This is a genomic window from Nocardia goodfellowii (assembly GCF_017875645.1).
GTDB lineage: Bacteria > Actinomycetota > Actinomycetes > Mycobacteriales > Mycobacteriaceae > Nocardia > Nocardia goodfellowii.
In genome coordinates this window covers 2,407,665-2,424,796 of sequence record NZ_JAGGMR010000001.1, presented here as the reverse complement: position 1 = coordinate 2,424,796, position 17,132 = coordinate 2,407,665, and the positions used below count along the sequence as shown (strand labels likewise).

Here is a 17,132-nt window from a genome sequence, read left to right as displayed (position 1 = left end):
TGGTTGCGGAATAAAACCACCCTCACCGTAGCGTAGAGTGATTTCATTCTGCAATCACTCGACCATGGCACGCAGCCGCCCAACGTGTGCTTCAGTCGAGCGTGACGAGATTTCGGACCAGAGCACCGAAACGTGCGGGGCTGGAGACGAATAGCTTTCGGTCGACAGCTCCGCCTTCCACACGGGAGACCAACTGGGCTAATGCGGCGGCAGCGTCACGTCGAGTACCGGTCAACGCCGCCTCGCGAAGCCGCCATGCCGTGATGCCGGCACCGTGGTGATGAGCTATTTCGAAGAGGGAGCAAAGATCGGCGACATCCTTTCCCGCATATCGACTTTTCCAGGCCAGCGCCTTCAAGATAACGGCCGCTTCGACGTCCGGGATCAGCACCGTGAAACGGATCCGATCGCCATTGCGCAGTCGCACCTCAGCAGTGACCGAGAGCGGCGGTGACTGGATCGCCATACTCAGTCCGGGTGCCGTGTCGAAACCACGGCCCTCGATGATGCTGGTCTTCCCGGTGTCGCCGAACGGCACCAACAAGTCCACAGCCAAGCGCCCCTCGGCACTGGTCTTGCCGTACCGATTACCTTTCTCGGCTTCATAGCCGAGTTCTTGAAGTCGCTCATGCAACCTTTGACCGGCGGCGACCGGGCGGCTGACGCCGGCATCGGCATCAGCGGTGCCGCGGATCTGTAATGACGGTGTCGGATAGGCGTGTATCAGCAACTGAACCATGTGGCCACCGATGACACGGTATCCACCGTCCTCGTCGATAGTGATACCGGCGGCAGCGTGAGCCAGGTCCGCGAGGGCAAGGAATCCGAGGTCGGAAGCGTTCGACGTGGATACGATCTGCACTTCGACGGATCTCGGCTCAGTCACTTAATCCTCCTTTCGCTATCCGTGCTTTCAGACGTCCGGCCGCCTCATCGGCGGCGGGCCCCGTACTTGTGTTGACGAGATCCCAGAGGGTGATCGCGGGATCAGCGATCAAATGCCGACGGTTCGCATTCATATTGGCCGCGACTTGGATGATGGTCGGGTCGTCCGGGACCACCACCTGCATAGTCGCGTCGAGACGATCGGCAGGAGTCAGCCCGACAGGGGTGAAATCAACCAGCTCTGGGATGTAAAACAGCGCAGTAGAAGGAATTTGCCACGGCGCATACTCGTCCGCCGCGAGATCCCCGGACGTCACCGACTGCAGTTCCAATTCATCCAGCAAACCACGCGCGGTCGCAGCCTGCCCCGAAACGTCATCGAGCCCATACCAATACGTCACCGTTCCCTTCGGGCCCGGATACTCCTTCAGCCATGCTTCGAGCGCCTCGACTGGCGCCGTCCAGCCCTCTGGACCACGGCTGACGTGCGGGATCAGCCGCAGCGCTTGGGATACCGCCTGCTGACTGATGCCGGTCAAGTCGGCCAGCACCGGCTGCGTCAACGGCTTTCCCGCCACAGCAAGGACACGCTGCACCGCCCATCGGCCCCAGGCCGCGCGAGCCGCATTGCCGGATCCGCCGTGTCTGCTCGCTCCTGTCAGCACCTCGCCATTGATCACCACGAAGGGCGGGTCGTCGGTGATCAAATCGAATGCTCCCGACACGGCCGCTCTCGAGACTGCCGCCTGAGCGCTCGGCGCGACATGCAAGGTTCGACGGGGCGAGTTCGATGAGCCGCTGTGCAGCATGCTCAGAGTCAGTCGTCGCGGCCACATTCGCAACGCCAACTCGACCAGGACGTCAGTTCGCGGATTTCTGATGGCCAGGCTGCCAGGCGTACCGCCTACTACCTGAACACCGGCACGACGAAGCAGACCCACTAGGTCTCGGTGAGAACTCATGTCACACCTCAGGGCGGCATATACTCCAACGAATACAACTTGTCAAACAAGCTTACAGCAAGAAATTCAATGAAGCTTGTTTGACAAATTGACAGAAAGGCGCTAGCTACACGTTGAAGCGGAACTCGACGACGTCGCCGTCGACCATGATGTAGTCCTTGCCTTCGATGCGGACTTTGCCGGCGGCCTTGGCGGCGGCCATGGAGCCGGCGGCGACGAGGTCGTCGAAGGCGACGATTTCGGCTTTGATGAAGCCGCGTTCGAAGTCGGTGTGGATGACGCCGGCGGCTTTGGGGGCGGTGTCGCCCTGGTGAATGGTCCAGGCGCGGGCCTCTTTGGGGCCGGCGGTGAGGTAGGTCTGCAGGCCGAGGGTGTGGAAGCCGGCGCGGGCCAGGGCGTGCAGGCCGGGTTCGGTCTGGCCGATGGATTCGAGGAGTTCGAGGGCGGATTCGTCGTCGAGTTCGAGGAGTTCGGCTTCGACCTTGGCGTCGAGGAAGACGGCGTCGGCGGGGGCGACGGCGGCCTTCAGTTCGGCGACCCGCGCCTCGTCGGTGAGCACCGACTCGTCGGCGTTGAAGACGTAGAGGAAGGGCTTGGTGGTGAGCAGCGACAGCTCTTTGAGCAGTTCGGTGTCGACCTTGTCGCCCGCCGCGAACAGGGTGGTGCCCGCGTTGAGGGTTTCCTGCGCGAGCTTGGCGGCATCGGCGAGGGGTTTGCGGTCCTTCTTGATCTTGGCTTCCTTTTCGAAGCGCGGGACCGCCTTCTCCAAGGTTTGCAGGTCGGCGAGGATCAGCTCGGTTTCGATCACCTCGATGTCGGCCATCGGGTCCACCTTGCCGTCGACGTGGATCACGTCGTCGTCGGCGAACACGCGCACCACCTGGCAGATGGCGTCGGCCTCACGAATATTGGCGAGGAACTTGTTGCCGAGCCCCGCGCCCTCGGACGCGCCCTTGACGATGCCCGCGATGTCGACGAACGACACCACGGCGGGGACGATGCGCTCGGAGCCGAAGATCTCGGCGAGGGTGCCCAGGCGCGGATCCGGCAGCGGCACCACCCCGACGTTCGGCTCGATGGTCGCGAACGGATAGTTCGCGGCCAGCACGTCGTTCTTGGTCAACGCGTTGAACAGCGTCGACTTTCCGACGTTGGGCAGGCCGACAATTCCGAGGGTGAGACTCACGAGTAGGAGAGTCTACGCGGAGCCCCGCCCTCGCCGACCGTCAGAGTCCCGCACCACGGTCCGGGCCGGGATCATCGGCGCATCAGCACTCAGGGAATGAGGACGACCTTGCCGAGGTTGGCGCGGGACTCGACCAGGGCGTGCGCGTGCGCGGCGTCCTCGAGCGCGAATTCGGTATGGACGGGGCGCAGGCGGCCGGAGGCGAAGTACTGCCAGAGTTCTTGGCGCCAATGGTCGTACACGTCCGGCTTGCCTTCGGCGATGCGGCGGATCTGGAATCCGATCACCGACTTGGCTTCGACCAGCAGGTCGTAGGCCTGGATGGTGCCGCCGCCGGAGCTGTAGGCGACGAGCCGGCCGCCGGGCGCCAGCGCGCCGAGGGCGGGCTTCAACAGTTCGCCGCCGACGGCGTCGAGCGCGTAGTCGGCGGGTTCACCCCAGTGCGATCGGTCGTAGGTGACGACCTCGTCGGCGCCGAGATCACGCACGAAATCGGTCTTGGCCGCGTTGGACACAGCGCCGACCACCCAGGACGCACCGCGCACCCGCGCCAGCTGCACGGCCAGATGACCGACACCGCTGGCGGCGGCGGTGATCAGCGCGGTCTCACCGGATTCGGGACGGGCGGAGTCCAACGCCCCGAGAGCAACCAGACCGCTACGCACCAGCGCGACGGCGTCGACCGCGGAAGCCCCGTCGGGAATCGGTGAGGCCATGCGGGCGGCGAGGATCGCGTAGTCGGCGTATCCATGGCCGAAGCACAGGCCGGTGACCCGGTAGCCGGGCGTGTAGCCGGTGACGCCCTCACCGACCGCGACGACCTCACCTGCGATTTCGCCGCCCAGCGGGCTGGGGTCGGCGGCTTCGCGCACCTTGCGGACCACGGGCAATGTCACGCCGATCGCCTGCACCTTGATCAGCAGTTCGCCGGGACCCGGCGCCGGAACCTCGGCCGAAGACAGCTCGAGCACCTCAGGACCACCACTGCGCTCGTACCCGACCCGCCGCATCACACCTCCAGAAAACCGTTAGAACGCGTAACGGTAACCGGGCAGCAACCCGATCTGGCACACCATGACCCGGACATGTGCGGCATCTCACCGCCGACCCGGCCACCGTGTGCGGTCATGCGACATCAGGTCGGCCGGACCGCCGTGTCAGCCCAATGCCGTCATTTCGCGGGTCACCGTATGCACCCAATGCCATCCGGTTGCGCGGCGGCGTAGCGTGACGCGTATGGAGCCGACCACGGAGGTGGTGGTAGGGCGGCCCGCGCCGGGGCTGGCCGGGTTCATCGACCACTACATCGGGTACCGGATGACCGGGTACGAACCCGGGTTGCATCGGGGGCTGCCGTCGCGGCATCTGACGTTCATCGTGGCTATCGGGCACACGATTGATGTTGTCGCGCAGACGAATCCGCGTCAGTCTCCCGCCGACTATCGCTGTGTGCTGAGCGGCTTGCAGGCCGGTCCGGCGGCTATCGCGCACGACGGTTATCAGGAAGGCGTCGCGATCGCGCTGACTCCGCTCGGGTCCCGGAGCCTGTTCGGCGTGCCCGCGGGTGAACTCTGGAACACTTCACTGGAATTCGCGGATCTGACCGGTCCGGTCGGCGAGGAACTGTGGGAGCGGCTGCAAGGCCCGGCTTCCTGGCCGGAGCGTTTCGCCGCCTGTGACGCGGTGCTGACGCGCCTGGCTCGCCCGGACCGGCTCGTCACGCCCGAATTGGCATGGGCTTGGCGCGCGTTGGTGCGGTCCGGCGGCACCACCGGCATTGGATCGCTGGCCGACGAAATCGGCTGGTCCCGGCAGCATCTCGCGCGCCGATTCGGCACCGAATTCGGTTTGAGCCCGAAGCTCGCGGCGCGCGTCACTCGTTTCGAACGGGCTCGGCGGATGATCGAGCGCACCCCGTCGTTCGTGACGATCGCCCAGGTCGCAGCCACCTGCGGCTATTACGACCAGGCGCATCTCAATCGCGATTTCGCCGATTTGGCCGGTTGCAGCCCGACGACCTGGCTGGCGGAGGAGATTCCATCCGTCCAAGACGAACCCGACCTGCGCGGATGAAGCTGAATGCATGACGAATCCCACGGAAACCAAGATCGCCTGCGTCTGGCCTTGCCTGGCGCTGAACGACGCTCGGGGCACCGCCGCCTTCCTGGTGAAAGCCTTCGGCTTCGAGGAAGCGGCCCTCTACGCCCGGGAAGACGACCCGTCGATCGTCGAGCACGGCGAACTGCGCTGGCCGCTCGGCGGCGGCATCATGTTCGGCTCGACGGGCCGCGACGACTCGCCGTTCGGTAGCCGCACGCCGGGCAACGACAATATCTACGTAGTCTGCGACGACCCCGACGTGCTGTTCGAACGCGCCACCGCCGCCGGCGCCGACGTGGTCCGCGGCCTGCGGGACGAGGATTACGGTTCGCGCGGGTTCAGCGTCCGCGACCCGGAGGGCAACCTCTGGAGTTTCGGCACCTACCGCGGCGAATAGCTCGCTTCGCTGCTAGCGTCCGCCCATGCCGGACATCGCGATACCGCGGACGAAGGCGCGCTGGGCGATCGCGTAGATCACCAGCAGCGGCAGCAGGATGACGATCGCGGCGGCCATCAGGATCGGCCACTGGGTGTGATACTGACCTTGCAGTCGCACCAGACCCAATGTGGCGGTGGCGATGTCGTTGCGCTGGATCATGATCAGCGGCCAGAGAAAGTCGTTCCAGACGGTGATCCAGGTCAGCACCGCGAGCACCATGAGGGCGGGGCGGGTGTGCGGCAACAGGACTCGCCAGTAGACCTGCCAGGTGCTGCAACCATCGAGGATGGCGGCTTCCTCCAATTCCGCTGGGAGCGTACGGAAGAACTGCCGCATGAGGTAGGTGCCGAACGCGCTGCCGAACAGGCCCGGCACGATCATCGCCCAGGGCGTGTCCACCCAGCCCAGGGCGCGCATGAGCAAGAATTGCGGGATCACGGTGACGGTCAGCGGCACCATCAGGGTGGCGAGATAGGCCACGAACAACACTTCACGGCCACGAAAATGCAAGCGCGCGAACGCGTATCCGGCGAGCGAGCAGAAGAACACCTGTCCGGCGGTGACGCAGACCGCGTACACCATGGTGTTGAACAGCATGCGGCCCAGTGGCAGCAGTTCGAACACCTTGCCATAGTTGGACCACTGCGGATGTTCGGGAAGCACTGCGGCCTCGGTGATTTCGCCGTCCTGTTTGAGCGAACCGGACAGCGCCCACAGGATCGGCAGCAGCGCGCACCACGCGATAACCGCCAGCGCGAGGTACGCGACCACGCCGCCCAGCACCCGCCGGACGATCCGGGCGTGCACCGGGCCGCCGGACCGGCGGTTCGAGACAGCGGCGAGCCGGTTCACAATTCGACCTCCGCCCGTCGGGCGAACCGCAGCTGCACCACGGTCAGTACCAGCAGGATCGCGAAGATCACCCAGGCCAGCGCGGCGGCGTAGCCCACCTCGTAGAAGCCGAACGCGTGCTGGAACAACATGATTCCGAGTAGATAGGTGCCGGTTTCCGGTCCGCCGCCACTGCCGGTCAGGGCATAGGCCTGGTCGAAGGCCTGCACCGAGTTGATCACCGTGATGACGAAGACGAACGACAGCGGGCCCCGGATCAGCGGCACCGTCACCGACCAGAACCGGCGGATCGCCCCCGCGCCGTCGATCTTCGCGGCCTCGTACAGCGGTTCCGGCACACCCTGCAGCGCCGCGAGCAGGATGACCGTCGCGAACGGCACGCTCTTCCAGACGGTCACGATGCTCAACGACACCAGTGCCCAGTTCGGATCGGTCAGCCACGGCACGGGGTCGATCCCGAACCACCCGAGCAGCAGGTTCAACAGCCCGTCGTCGGTGGTGAAGATGAACCGCCACACCACCGCCATCGCTACCGTCGAGGCGACCAGCGGCAGGAACGCGATCGTCCGGAACAAGCCGATGCCACGCAGTTCCCGATGCAGCGCGGACGCCACCGCCAGCCCGATCGCCACCGTCGGCACCAGTGTGAGCACCGTGAACACCGCCGTGTTCCGCAACGCGATCAGGAATAGCGGATCCGATCCGAACAGCCGCCGATAGTTCGTGACCCCTACGAATCGCGGCGGGCTGAACAGATCCCAGGAGTGGAAACTCAGATACAGCGAGAAAGCCAGCGGGAACACCAGAAAGACCAGCACCGCACCCAGGTTCGGTGCGATGAACATCCAGCCCGCCCGCTCCCGCCGCCGGGCCAGCTGACCTCGCACCGATCCCGGACCACGCGGCGCGCTGCCGCCGGTCGACGGAGCAACCCCGCTGCACTGCGCCTGCACGTCCCCGCGCCGAGCAGGCGGCGCTGTCACCTCGCGCTCAAGCATGGGCACCCAGCAGCGCGTCGATATCGGAAGCGAAAGCGCCGCCGAGGGATTCGGCCGAGGCGGCACCGCGCAGCACCCGGTTGCCGCCGCGTTCGAGCAAGGCCGACACTTTGCCCCACGCGGGCGTCACCGGCAGCGGACGGGAAGCGGCGGGCCCACCGGTCATCACCTCGAGGTTGCGGATCGCACGGTGCGCGGCCGCGAAACCCGGTGCGGCCATGGCCGATCGCAACACCGGAACGAACAACCCCGAGGACGCCACGATTGCCTGGCCCACCGGCCCGGTCGCGAATTTCACGAACTCCCACGCTTGTTCGATACGCGGACTGTTCGCGGCGATGGAGAGCCCCGTGCAGCCGACATCGGTGATCGCCCCCGGACCGCCCTGCGGACCTCGTGGCAGCACGGTGAGATCGAGGTCGAGATCGTCGTGCCCGGCGAACTCCGAGTAGAGCCAGTGCCCGCCCATCGCCATCGCGGCCCGCCCGCGGCGGAACAGGTCCGGCGCCGAAATAGACTGCTGGTCGGCGACTTTCGGCGCGACGCGATGCCGCACCGCCAGGTCCGCGTAGAACTGGAATCCCGCCACGAACCGCGGATCGCCGAGGTTCGTACGGGTCGGGTTCACCGAGGGCGTGAACCATTCCGTGCCGTTGTTCATCCCGAAGCAGGCGGCTGAGAAGTAGGGCACCCAGGCGTCGGCGAAACCCCACTGTGTGACGCGATCACCGTCGCGCCGCGTGAGTTCTCGTGCCGCGTCGAGGAATTCGTCGAAACTCCAAGCCTCGCTCCATCGTGCGGGTGCGGTCAGCCCGGCGTCGGCGAACAGTTGCCGGTTGTAATAGAGGAAGACCCCGGACCATTGCTCGGGCAGTGCGTACTGCCCGCCGCCATAGGTGAAGGTGTCGTACAGGGTGGGATAGCTGTCGCGCCGCAGCTCCGCGGCGTACCCGGGCTCCCGGTCGAGCAGTGTGCGGAGATCCAGCAGCACCCCGCGCTCGGCCAGTCCGGCGTACAGCAACTCCCAGGCCATCATCACGTCCGGGCATTTGCCGCCCGCGCAGTAGGTGAGCATCTGCTGTAGCGGGTCCGGGCCGGACATGATGGTGCGGACCTTGATGTCCGGGTGCAGCTTGCCGAACTCCGCGATGATTTTCAACCGGACCCGAGCCTCTTCCGGCCGTGCCTGGAAGAAGAAGGTCAGCGCGTCGTCCTCGGCGCCACATGCGCCCAGCGCCAGCGGTGCGGCCAGGGCGGCACCGAGCAGGGTCCGGCGGCGGACCGCGATCACGAGCCGATGGGTGTCGTCATGATGCGCAGCAGCATACTTACGGCAATAACTCGGCCCGACCGCCGGTCGCGGCGCAACGACCGTTCGTCGCGCGTTATCGACCGTTCACCCGACCCGAATGTTCGGAGTTGCCTAAGCCTCTCCGAAGAATGTGGCGGAACGTGAGGCGGCGTGGCAGCATACGCACGGCTATAACGCGGGTGACGGCGGACACACTGAACAGAACGCAACCTTTGGAATCCAGCGGCGGAAACCGCTCGATGACGAACCTCGATCGGTTACGTTTTTTCTGGTTTCTGCTGGATCCTGCGCTTTTTCAGGAGATGAGGGCTCGATGGCGACAATCGAATATCTGCGGACAGACCCAGATCTACCTCCGGTAGGCGTGGTCGACAAGTCCCCGATCACGGCCAAGAAGAAGGCGATCTTCGCCGGGATCGCGATCATCGGCGCCATCGCCTGGGCGGTCGTCGCCTTCGCGCGCGGCGAATCGGTCAACTCGGTGTGGATCGTCGTCGCGGCGGTGTGTACCTACATCACCGCGTACCGGTTCTACGCCAAGTTCATCGAGTGGAAGATCACCAAGCCCCGCGACGACCTGGCTACCCCTGCCGAGATCCTGGAAAACGGCAAGGACTACATGCCGATGGACCGGCGGGTCCTCTACGGCCACCACTTCGCCGCCATCGCCGGCGCCGGCCCGCTGGTCGGTCCGGTGCTCGCTGCGCAGATGGGCTACCTGCCGGGGACCATCTGGATCGTGGTCGGCGTCGTGTTCGCCGGGGCGGTGCAGGACTACCTGGTGCTGTGGGCCTCCACCAAGCGGCGCGGCCGCAGCCTCGGGCAGATGGCCCGCGACGAGCTCGGCGCCATCGGCGGCGTGGCCGCCATCGTCGGCATCCTCGTCATCATGATGATCCTGCTGGCGGTGCTCGCGCTGGTCGTGGTCAACGCGCTGGCCGAAAGCCCGTGGGGTGTGTTCTCCATCGGCCTGACCATCCCGATCGCCCTGTTCATGGGCGTATACCTGCGGTATCTGCGGCCCGGCGCGGTCGGCGAGGTCTCCGTGATCGGCATCGTGCTGCTGCTGCTCGCCATCGTCTCCGGTGGCTGGGTCGCCGAAACGGCCTGGGGCGAGGACTGGTTCACCCTGTCCAAGGTCACCATCGCCTGGCTGCTGATCGCCTACGGCTTCTTCGCCTCGGTGCTGCCGGTGTGGCTGCTGCTCGCCCCGCGCGACTACCTGTCGACCTTCATGAAGATCGGCACCATCGGCCTGCTCGCCATCGGAATCCTCATCACCATGCCGGTGCTGAAGGCGCCCGCGGTCTCGCAGTTCGCCTTCGACAAGCCCGGTCCGGCGTTCGCCGGCAGCCTGTTCCCGTTCCTGTTCATCACCATCGCCTGCGGCGCGCTGTCCGGTTTCCACGCGCTGGTGTCCTCGGGCACCACGCCGAAGCTGCTGGCCAAGGAATCGCATGCGCGGATGATCGGCTACGGCGGCATGCTGATGGAGTCGTTCGTCGCGGTCATGGCCATCATCACCGCCACGATCATCGACCAGCACCTGTACTTCGGCATGAACGCGCCGCTCGGCGTCACCGGCGGCACCCCGGAAAAGGCTGCCGCGTACACCAATTCGCTCGGACTGTCCGGCCCCCCGGCGACACCGGCCGACTTCAGTCAGGCCGCGTCGGATCTCGGTGAGAAGTCGATCGTCTCGCGCACCGGTGGCGCGCCGACCCTGGCCGTCGGTATCGCCGAGGTGTTCAGCAAGTTCCTCGGCGGCGCCGGCATGAAGTCGTTCTGGTACCACTTCGCGATCATGTTCGAGGCGCTGTTCATCCTCACCACCATCGACGCGGGCACCCGTGTCGCGCGCTTCATGGTGTCGGACGCGCTGGGCAACTTCGGTGGCGCGGCGCGCAAGTTCAAGGATCCGTCCTGGCGGGTCGGCGCCTGGCTGTGCTCGCTGCTCGTGGTCGCCGCGTGGGGTTCCATCCTGCTCATGGGCGTCAACGACCCGCTGGGCGGCATCAACGCACTGTTCCCGCTGTTCGGTATCGCCAACCAGTTGCTCGCCGCGATCGCACTGACCGTGGTGCTGACCATCATCGTGAAGAAGGGCTACACGAAGTGGGCCTGGATTCCGGGTATTCCGCTGGTCTGGGATCTGCTCGTCACGATGACCGCGTCCTGGCAGAAGATCTTCTCCGATGACCCGAAGGTCGGCTACTGGACGCAGAACAACCTCTGCGAACAGGCACAGGCCGCCGGGAAGTTGTGCCTGACGGCGAAGACGCCCGAAGAGGTCGACATCGTCATCCGCAACACTTTCATCCAGGGATCGCTGTCGATCGTCTTCGCCGCCATGGTGCTGATCGTCGCGGTCGTCGGTGCGCTGGTCTGCTTCCAGGCCTGGCGCAAGGGCGGCTCGGAGACCACCGAGACGGAGGAGGTGCCGTCGAAGATCTTCGAACCGAGCGGGTTCTTCCCGACGCCGGAGGAGAAGGAAGTGCAGAAGCAGTGGGATGAGCTGATCGCCGCCGGAAAGGTGGCGCCCCGGGGCGCCGCGCACGGCGCCGAAAGCCCGGACGTCAGTTTGAGTAAGTGACGAATCCCGTTGTGCCGCAGGGCGGCCGGTCTCCCCGACCGGCCGCCCTGCGGCGTCTGCTGGACGGTGTGCGGGCCCTGCTCCGGTGGTACAACGCGATCATCGGCGGGCAGGACTACCAGCGCTACGTGGCGCATCTGCGGCGCGAGCATCCCGGTTGCGAGATCCCGACCGAGCGGCAGTACTGGCGTGACCGCTACGACGAGGCCGAACGGAAACCGCAGAACCGCTGCTGCTGACCATGGCGTCTGTTTTCCGCTAGCACGGGGTGCGGGGAGCTGACATTGTGGAACGCGTGACGATCATGGCGTTGGATTTCGAACGGTGCTATCGGGCGGTCTCGACGCGGGACTCCCGGTTCGACGGGCAGTTCTTCACGGCGGTGCGTACCACCGGTATCTACTGCCGGCCTTCCTGCCCGGCGATCACGCCCAAGCCGACGAACGTCAGCTTCATGCAGACCGCGGCGGCGGCGCAGCAGGCCGGCTACCGGGCCTGCCGCCGCTGCCTGCCGGACGCCGCGCCCGGGTCACCGCTGTGGAACACGCGGGCCGATCTGGCCGCACGCGCGATGCGATTGATCGGCGACGGCGTGATCGAACGGGGTGGTGTGCCCGCGCTGGCGGCCACCCTCGGATACTCCCAGCGGCAGCTGACCCGGGTGCTCACCACCGAACTGGGCGCCGGTCCGCTGGCGCTGGCCCGAGCGCATCGGGCGCATACGGCCCGGCTGCTCATCCAGACCACCGATATGCCGATGTCGGATATCGCGTTCGCGGCCGGATTCGCCAGCATCCGGCAATTCAACGACACCGTGCGCGAGGTCTTCGCGGTCAGTCCGACCGTCATGCGGACCGAGGCACGGCAGCGGGCCCGGCGCGATGCCGTACCGGGCGCGAACGGCGTGCTGGCACTGCGGCTTCCGTTCCGGGAGCCGCTGGATCGGGCCTGGCTGGAATGGTTCCTGTCGGCGCATGTGACGCCGGGCATGGAGCTGTGGGAGGACCGGGCCTACACCCGCGCGTTGCGCACCCCGAACGGGCACGCCACCGCCCGGTTGAGCTTCCAGCGCGATCATGTGCGCGCCGAACTGGCCCTGCACGATATGCGCGATCTCGCGCCGACCGTGGCGCGGCTGCGGCACCTGCTGGATCTGGATGCCGACCCGGTCGGCATCGATGAGGTGCTGGGCGTGCGGTCCGCGCAAGCGATCACCCCGGACCTGGCCGTCGACGGGCTACCCGATGCGGGGGCCGCGCCCGCCGACGAATCGGAGCCGCCGCCGATCGAACCGGTCCGGCCGCTGTTCACCCCCGGCATTCGCGTGCCGGGCTGCCTGGACGGCCCTGAGTTGTTGCTGCGCACCATGATCGGTCAGCAGATCTCGGTCTCGGCGGCGGCCACGCACACCGCCCGGCTGGTGCAGGCGCTCGGCGAACCGATCGACGGACCGCTGCCGCGCCTGTTCCCCAGACCCGAGGTGATCGCCGAACGCGGCGCGGAAGTGCTGACCGGCCCGGCCAAGCGCATCCGCTCCATCATCGGCGCGGCCGCCGCGCTCGCCAACGGTGACCTGCACCTACACCAGGGTCGCACCGCCGCCGAACTACAGCGCGATCTGCTGGCCCTCGACGGCGTCGGCCCCTGGACCGCCGACTACGTGACCATGCGCCTGCTGGCCGATCCGGACATCCTGCTCGGCACGGACCTGGTGGTCCGGCAGGGCGCGACGCTGCTCGGTCTCGACCTCACCGACACCGCCGGCTACTCCCCCTGGCGCTCCTACCTCTCCATGCACCTATGGAAGGCGGCACTGGCCGGCCGTGCCGCCGCCCCGCGAAAAGCCAACCCTCCCAAGAAGAACGGACCACTCGCATGACCACCGCCGACTTCACCGTCATCGACACCCCCATCGGCCCGTTCACCGCCGTCGCGGCCGCCGACGGCGCGGTCTTGGCTTCCGGCTGGACCGCCGACGCCGAGAACCTCCGGCTCTTGATCCACCCGCTGCTGCGACCGGCCGAACTGCGCCGGCGTGATTCCCTCGGCGCGATCAGCCAAGCTGTAATCGACTACCACGCAGGCGATCTCACTGCCATCGACCCCATCCCGGTCCGGCAGCGATCCGGCGAATTCCTGCTGCACGCCTGGGAAGTCCTCCGCAAGATCCCCGCGGGCGAACCGGTCACCTACACCGAATACGCCGCCCTCTCCGGCCGTCCCGCCGCCACCCGGGCTGCCGCCAACGCCTGCGCCCGCAACGCCGCGGCGCTGTTCGTCCCCTGTCACCGCGTCTTCCGCATCGGCGGGGCCCTCGGCGGATTCCGCTGGGGTCTGGAAGCCAAGCGCTGGCTCCTCGATCACGAGGCCTGACCCGACCGCGGCTCAGGCCACGATGGTGTGCAGATGGGATCCGGTGGGCGTGCGGCGGACATGGAGACGGCTGGGAATGCGCTGACGCATTTCGTCCACATGGCTGACGACGCCTACCACCCGGCCGTTGGAGCGGAGTTCGTCCAGGACGCCCATGACGGCATCGAGGGTGTCGGCGTCGAGGCCGCCGAAGCCCTCGTCGATGAAGAGGGTGTCCAGGACTATGCCGCCGGATTCCGCGGCCACGGTGTCGGCCAGGCCGAGCGCCAAAGACAATGAGGCCATGAACGTTTCGCCGCCGGAAAGGGTTTTGGCGGGACGGATGGCGCCGGTGTAGTCGTCGCGGATGTCCAGACCGAGCCCGCCGCGGCGGCCCCGGGGACCCGCTTTGTCGGTGTGCACGAATTCGTAGCGGCCCATGGACATACGGCGGAGCCGGACCGAGCCCGCCAACGCGACCTCCTCCAAGCGGGCCGCGAGAACATAGGAGCGCAGCGACATTCGGCGGTTGTTCTCACCACGACCCGCCACGACTTCAGCGAGACCCGCGAGTTCGTCGTGGGCTCGCTGGAGCGGAGCGATGCGGTCCACCTCGGTCCAGAGCTGAGTACCGAGTTCCTCGAGCAGTTTGACCCGGCGAGCGGCATCGGAATGGGCCGCGACGGCGGCGTTCAGCGCGGACCGCGCCGCCGCCACAGCGTTCTCCAATTCGGCCAGATCACCGGGTTCGGCGGATGCCGCGGCTTGTACCTCGGGTTCGGCCAGCACGGCATCCGCGTGCGCGCGGGCGCGGTCGGCCGCTACCAGTTCCGCTTCGATATCGTTCTGGCGCTGGATGGTTCGTGAGGCGGCGGTAACGACCTTGGCATAGGCGGTGAGCAGCGCGACGTCATCGCGCGGCGGTCCGTCGACCCGGACTACGTCGCGCATGGGCGCGGCGTTGTAATCGGTTGTGGCGTCAGTCCTGGTGGTGCCGCCGGTCCCGGTTGTGGCGTCAGTCCTGGTGGTGGCGTCGGTCCCGGTGGTGGCGTCAGTCCCGGTGGTGGCGTCGGTCCCGGTGGTGGCGTCGGTCCCGGTCGCGGCGTCGGTCCCGGTGGTGGCGTCGGTCCCGGTCGCGGCGTCAGCCCCGGTGGTGGCGTCGGTCCCGGTCGCCGCCTCGGTCCCGGTCGCCGCCTCCGCCTCAGCGGCACCGATCGACCGCGCGATGTCCGGGTCCAGAGTGAAACCGGCTGCGCGGGCCAGTGTTTCGACGCGGGTGGCGATGGTGGTGACGGCCTGGCGTGCCGAGGCGGCCTGGGCGCGGGCGTCGCGGAATGTGGTGGCGAGGGTGATCAGGGTGTTCAGGCGGGCGCGGCGGCGGTCGATGGTTCCGTCGGTGCCCGCGGCGGCGCGCAGCCGGTCGGTGAGTTCGGCGAGGCGCGCCGCGATCGCGCCGATCTGGGTGGTGACGGTGCTGCGACGGCTCTCGGTCGCGCGGAGTTCGTCGTGCAGGCGCGATTCGTCGGCGCGCAGCCGAGCCAGCTCGGCAGTCAAACCCTCTGCCAGCGTGGCGGATTCGGAGGCGTCCTCGTAGCGGTCGGTGGCGGCGCGCAGCGCGGCGGCGAGCTCCACGCGGTCGGTGTCACCGCCGCGGGCGATCAGGCCCTCGATGTCGCGTTCCAGTTCGGTGATGCGGGCCAGCACCTGGTCGCGGTTTTCCTCGGCAGTGCGGGCGGCCGCTTCCGCTGCCTCCTCGGCCTCCTTGGAGACCGCGTCCGAGGTCGGCTGGGCGGGGGCCGGGTGGTCGGCGGAACCGCAGACCGCACAGGGCAGGCCCTCGCTCAGCTGCCCGGCGAGTTCGGCGGCCATGCCGGCCAAACGGCGCTCACGCAGGTCGAGAACCCGTTCCTTGGCATCGTTGTGGGCGGCGCGGGCGGTTTCGAAATCGATGCGGGCGCGATCCAAAGTCTGACGGTGACCGGCCAGTTCGACGGCCGCCGTGGCGGCGGTCTGCAGCCGTTCGCAGTCGGCGGTCAGCGCGGGCAGCAGGGCGACGGCTTCGGTGGCTTCGCGAAGGCGAGCTTCGATGGTGGTGATCGAGGCGGGAAGCTGCTCGCGCAGGCGCGTGAGCTTGCCGACGCGACCGCCCAGAGCGGTGTCTTCCTCACGCAGGCCGGTCAATTCCGTGGTGAGCTCGGTCGCGGTGGACGCGTCGGCGCTGATCTCCTCGAGCGCACCGATCTGGGTGCTCCAGTGCCTGATCGCGGCGTCGACGTCAGCGTCGGGCCGAAGATCGGGAGCTCGGTTCCCGAGGCCGGAATCCGCTGCCGCACCGGTATCGAACGGCTCATCGGTCATCGCGGCGCTGAGCAATTCGCCGCCGCCGACCTCCTTGGCGGCCGGCTCGACCAGAGCGGCGACCAATCGCGCTGCGGCATCGCGCTTCTCACCGTCGCGCCGTCGGCTCGTCATCACCGCCGAGCGCGCCTCATCGATGGCATCGGCCACCGGCTGCGCACGCCGGGCCGCCGCCAGCTCAGCCTGCAAACCCGCGCGGTGATCGGTTCGCGCCGCGTAGTCGTCGAGTTGTGCGCGCGCCGTGGTCATCCGGCGGCGCAATTCGTGCAGCCTGCGCTGTTCCTCCGCGCGCTTGCCTACCCGCGTCGATTCTTCTTGGCAGCGTTCGGTTTCCGCGGTCGCGGCGGCCAGATCGGCGCGGGCGGTGGCCAGCAGATCCTGCGACCAGCCGACCGATTCCAGCAGCCCGACGGATTCGGTGACGCTCAGTCCGGCGGCGCCCCGGATCTGGGCGATCAACCGCTCGATGCCCTGCCGGCGCTTCTCCAGGTCGGCGGCCGAGGCGCGGCGCTTGTCCGCGAGCCACTGCTCGGCCGTACCGAAACGCTCGGTATCGAAGAGTTTTTCGAGCAGCTTCTCCCGATCCTCGTTGTCCGCCCGCAGGAATCGCGCGAAATCGCCCTGGGGCAGCAGCACGACTTGGAAGAACTGGTCGGCGCTCATGCCGAGCAGCCGGACGATCTCCTCACCGATGTCGGGAATGCGGGACAGATTCTCGCCGCTCCCGTCCAGCCAGGCCAGCGTGGCCTTGGCCGGCTCGGTACGCATGCCGGTGCCGCGCAGCTTGGGACGCTCGAATTCGGGAATCCTGGTGAGCCGCAAGCGCCTTCCGCCGAGCGTCGCTTCCAGCACCACCTGGGGCGGGGTCTGTTCCGGCGCGTGATCGGAATGCAGGCGCTTGCTCTCCCCGCGCGCACCCGGCACCCGGCCGTAGAGCGCGAACGCGATCGCGTCGAGCACTGTGGTCTTGCCCGCGCCGGTTTGACCGTGCAGCAGAAACAACCCGTCGGCGCCGAGCGCGTCGAAGTCCACCACGGTGGTATCGGCGAAGGGCCCGAACGCTGTCATCTCCAGCCGATGCAGCCTCATGCGGCG

The 17,132-nt window shown here is 67.4% G+C and carries 14 protein-coding genes; 6 read left to right on the top strand and 8 right to left on the bottom strand.

What is annotated here, in order from left to right:
• Window positions 1-91: 91 nt before the first annotated feature.
• The 4 genes from BJ987_RS10720 to BJ987_RS10705 form a co-directional block, all read right to left on the bottom strand.
• Window positions 92-886, bottom strand: coding sequence for a hypothetical protein (locus tag BJ987_RS10720; RefSeq protein ID WP_209887605.1), 795 nt, complete (start codon window positions 884-886; stop codon window positions 92-94).
• The gene (locus BJ987_RS10715; protein WP_209887602.1) at window positions 879-1,592 is read right to left on the bottom strand and encodes a hypothetical protein; all 714 of its coding nucleotides are present in this window, start codon (window positions 1,590-1,592) and stop codon (window positions 879-881) included. Before BJ987_RS10715 ends, BJ987_RS10720 begins: the two co-directional genes overlap by 8 nt.
• A gap of 361 nt (window positions 1,593-1,953) precedes the next feature.
• Complete coding sequence (ychF, locus tag BJ987_RS10710) at window positions 1,954-3,033, bottom strand: redox-regulated ATPase YchF (RefSeq protein ID WP_209887599.1); 1,080 nt, start codon at window positions 3,031-3,033, stop codon at window positions 1,954-1,956.
• An 89-nt stretch (window positions 3,034-3,122) separates the two neighbouring features.
• Window positions 3,123-4,043: a quinone oxidoreductase family protein gene (locus tag BJ987_RS10705; RefSeq protein WP_209887596.1), complete on the bottom strand. Its 921-nt coding sequence runs from the start codon at window positions 4,041-4,043 to the stop codon at window positions 3,123-3,125.
• A gap of 226 nt (window positions 4,044-4,269) precedes the next feature.
• Here BJ987_RS10705 and BJ987_RS10700 point away from each other — a divergent pair, with 226 nt between their 5' ends.
• Together BJ987_RS10700 and BJ987_RS10695 are read left to right on the top strand one after the other, a co-directional pair.
• The gene (locus BJ987_RS10700) at window positions 4,270-5,106 is read left to right on the top strand and encodes a helix-turn-helix domain-containing protein (RefSeq protein ID WP_209887594.1); all 837 of its coding nucleotides are present in this window, start codon (window positions 4,270-4,272) and stop codon (window positions 5,104-5,106) included.
• A 10-nt stretch (window positions 5,107-5,116) separates the two neighbouring features.
• A complete protein-coding gene (locus tag BJ987_RS10695) occupies window positions 5,117-5,530 on the top strand; it encodes a VOC family protein (protein ID WP_209887591.1) in 414 nt (137 codons plus the stop codon).
• Between the two features lie 12 nt (window positions 5,531-5,542).
• Here BJ987_RS10695 and BJ987_RS10690 read toward each other — a convergent pair whose 3' ends face one another.
• The 3 genes from BJ987_RS10690 to BJ987_RS10680 all read right to left on the bottom strand — a co-directional run bounded on the left by BJ987_RS10690 (window position 5,543) and on the right by BJ987_RS10680 (window position 8,713).
• Window positions 5,543-6,379, bottom strand: coding sequence for a carbohydrate ABC transporter permease (locus BJ987_RS10690; protein ID WP_209898168.1), 837 nt, complete (start codon window positions 6,377-6,379; stop codon window positions 5,543-5,545).
• Between the two features lie 41 nt (window positions 6,380-6,420).
• Complete coding sequence (locus tag BJ987_RS10685; protein WP_245366797.1) at window positions 6,421-7,269, bottom strand: carbohydrate ABC transporter permease; 849 nt, start codon at window positions 7,267-7,269, stop codon at window positions 6,421-6,423.
• A 145-nt stretch (window positions 7,270-7,414) separates the two neighbouring features.
• Window positions 7,415-8,713, bottom strand: coding sequence for an ABC transporter substrate-binding protein (locus tag BJ987_RS10680; protein WP_209887584.1), 1,299 nt, complete (start codon window positions 8,711-8,713; stop codon window positions 7,415-7,417).
• A 334-nt stretch (window positions 8,714-9,047) separates the two neighbouring features.
• On the opposite strand from BJ987_RS10680, the gene BJ987_RS10675 reads away from it, so the two are divergent.
• From BJ987_RS10675 to BJ987_RS10660, 4 genes are all read left to right on the top strand, one after another.
• On the top strand, window positions 9,048-11,327 hold the full coding sequence (locus BJ987_RS10675; protein WP_209887581.1) for a carbon starvation CstA family protein: 2,280 nt from the start codon (window positions 9,048-9,050) through the stop codon (window positions 11,325-11,327).
• A gap of 59 nt (window positions 11,328-11,386) precedes the next feature.
• Window positions 11,387-11,566 (top strand): YbdD/YjiX family protein, encoded by a 180-nt coding sequence (locus BJ987_RS10670; protein WP_372446932.1) that lies wholly within the window; start codon window positions 11,387-11,389, stop codon window positions 11,564-11,566.
• Window positions 11,567-11,631: 65 nt separating this feature from the next.
• Entirely contained in the window at window positions 11,632-13,206 is a 1,575-nt protein-coding gene (locus tag BJ987_RS10665; protein ID WP_209898164.1) for a DNA-3-methyladenine glycosylase 2 family protein, read from the top strand.
• Window positions 13,203-13,700: a methylated-DNA--[protein]-cysteine S-methyltransferase gene (locus BJ987_RS10660; RefSeq protein WP_209887578.1), complete on the top strand. Its 498-nt coding sequence runs from the start codon at window positions 13,203-13,205 to the stop codon at window positions 13,698-13,700. The genes BJ987_RS10665 and BJ987_RS10660 overlap by 4 nt, the downstream gene beginning before the upstream one ends.
• Before the next feature lie 12 nt (window positions 13,701-13,712).
• Here BJ987_RS10660 and BJ987_RS10655 read toward each other — a convergent pair whose 3' ends face one another.
• Window positions 13,713-17,126: an AAA family ATPase gene (locus tag BJ987_RS10655; protein ID WP_209887575.1), complete on the bottom strand. Its 3,414-nt coding sequence runs from the start codon at window positions 17,124-17,126 to the stop codon at window positions 13,713-13,715.
• Between the last annotated feature and the right edge of the window lie 6 nt (window positions 17,127-17,132).

Coding starts and splice junctions, on each gene's coding strand:
- BJ987_RS10685 (WP_245366797.1), bottom strand. CDS start 7,269: ATGTTCATCGCACCGAACCTGGGTGCGGTGCTGGTCTTTCTGGTGTTC.
- BJ987_RS10655 (WP_209887575.1), bottom strand. CDS start 17,126: ATGAGGCTGCATCGGCTGGAGATGACAGCGTTCGGGCCCTTCGCCGAT.
- BJ987_RS10665 (WP_209898164.1), top strand. CDS start 11,632: ATGGCGTTGGATTTCGAACGGTGCTATCGGGCGGTCTCGACGCGGGAC.
- BJ987_RS10705 (WP_209887596.1), bottom strand. CDS start 4,043: ATGCGGCGGGTCGGGTACGAGCGCAGTGGTGGTCCTGAGGTGCTCGAG.
- BJ987_RS10675 (WP_209887581.1), top strand. CDS start 9,048: ATGGCGACAATCGAATATCTGCGGACAGACCCAGATCTACCTCCGGTA.
- BJ987_RS10660 (WP_209887578.1), top strand. CDS start 13,203: ATGACCACCGCCGACTTCACCGTCATCGACACCCCCATCGGCCCGTTC.
- BJ987_RS10700 (WP_209887594.1), top strand. CDS start 4,270: ATGGAGCCGACCACGGAGGTGGTGGTAGGGCGGCCCGCGCCGGGGCTG.
- BJ987_RS10695 (WP_209887591.1), top strand. CDS start 5,117: ATGACGAATCCCACGGAAACCAAGATCGCCTGCGTCTGGCCTTGCCTG.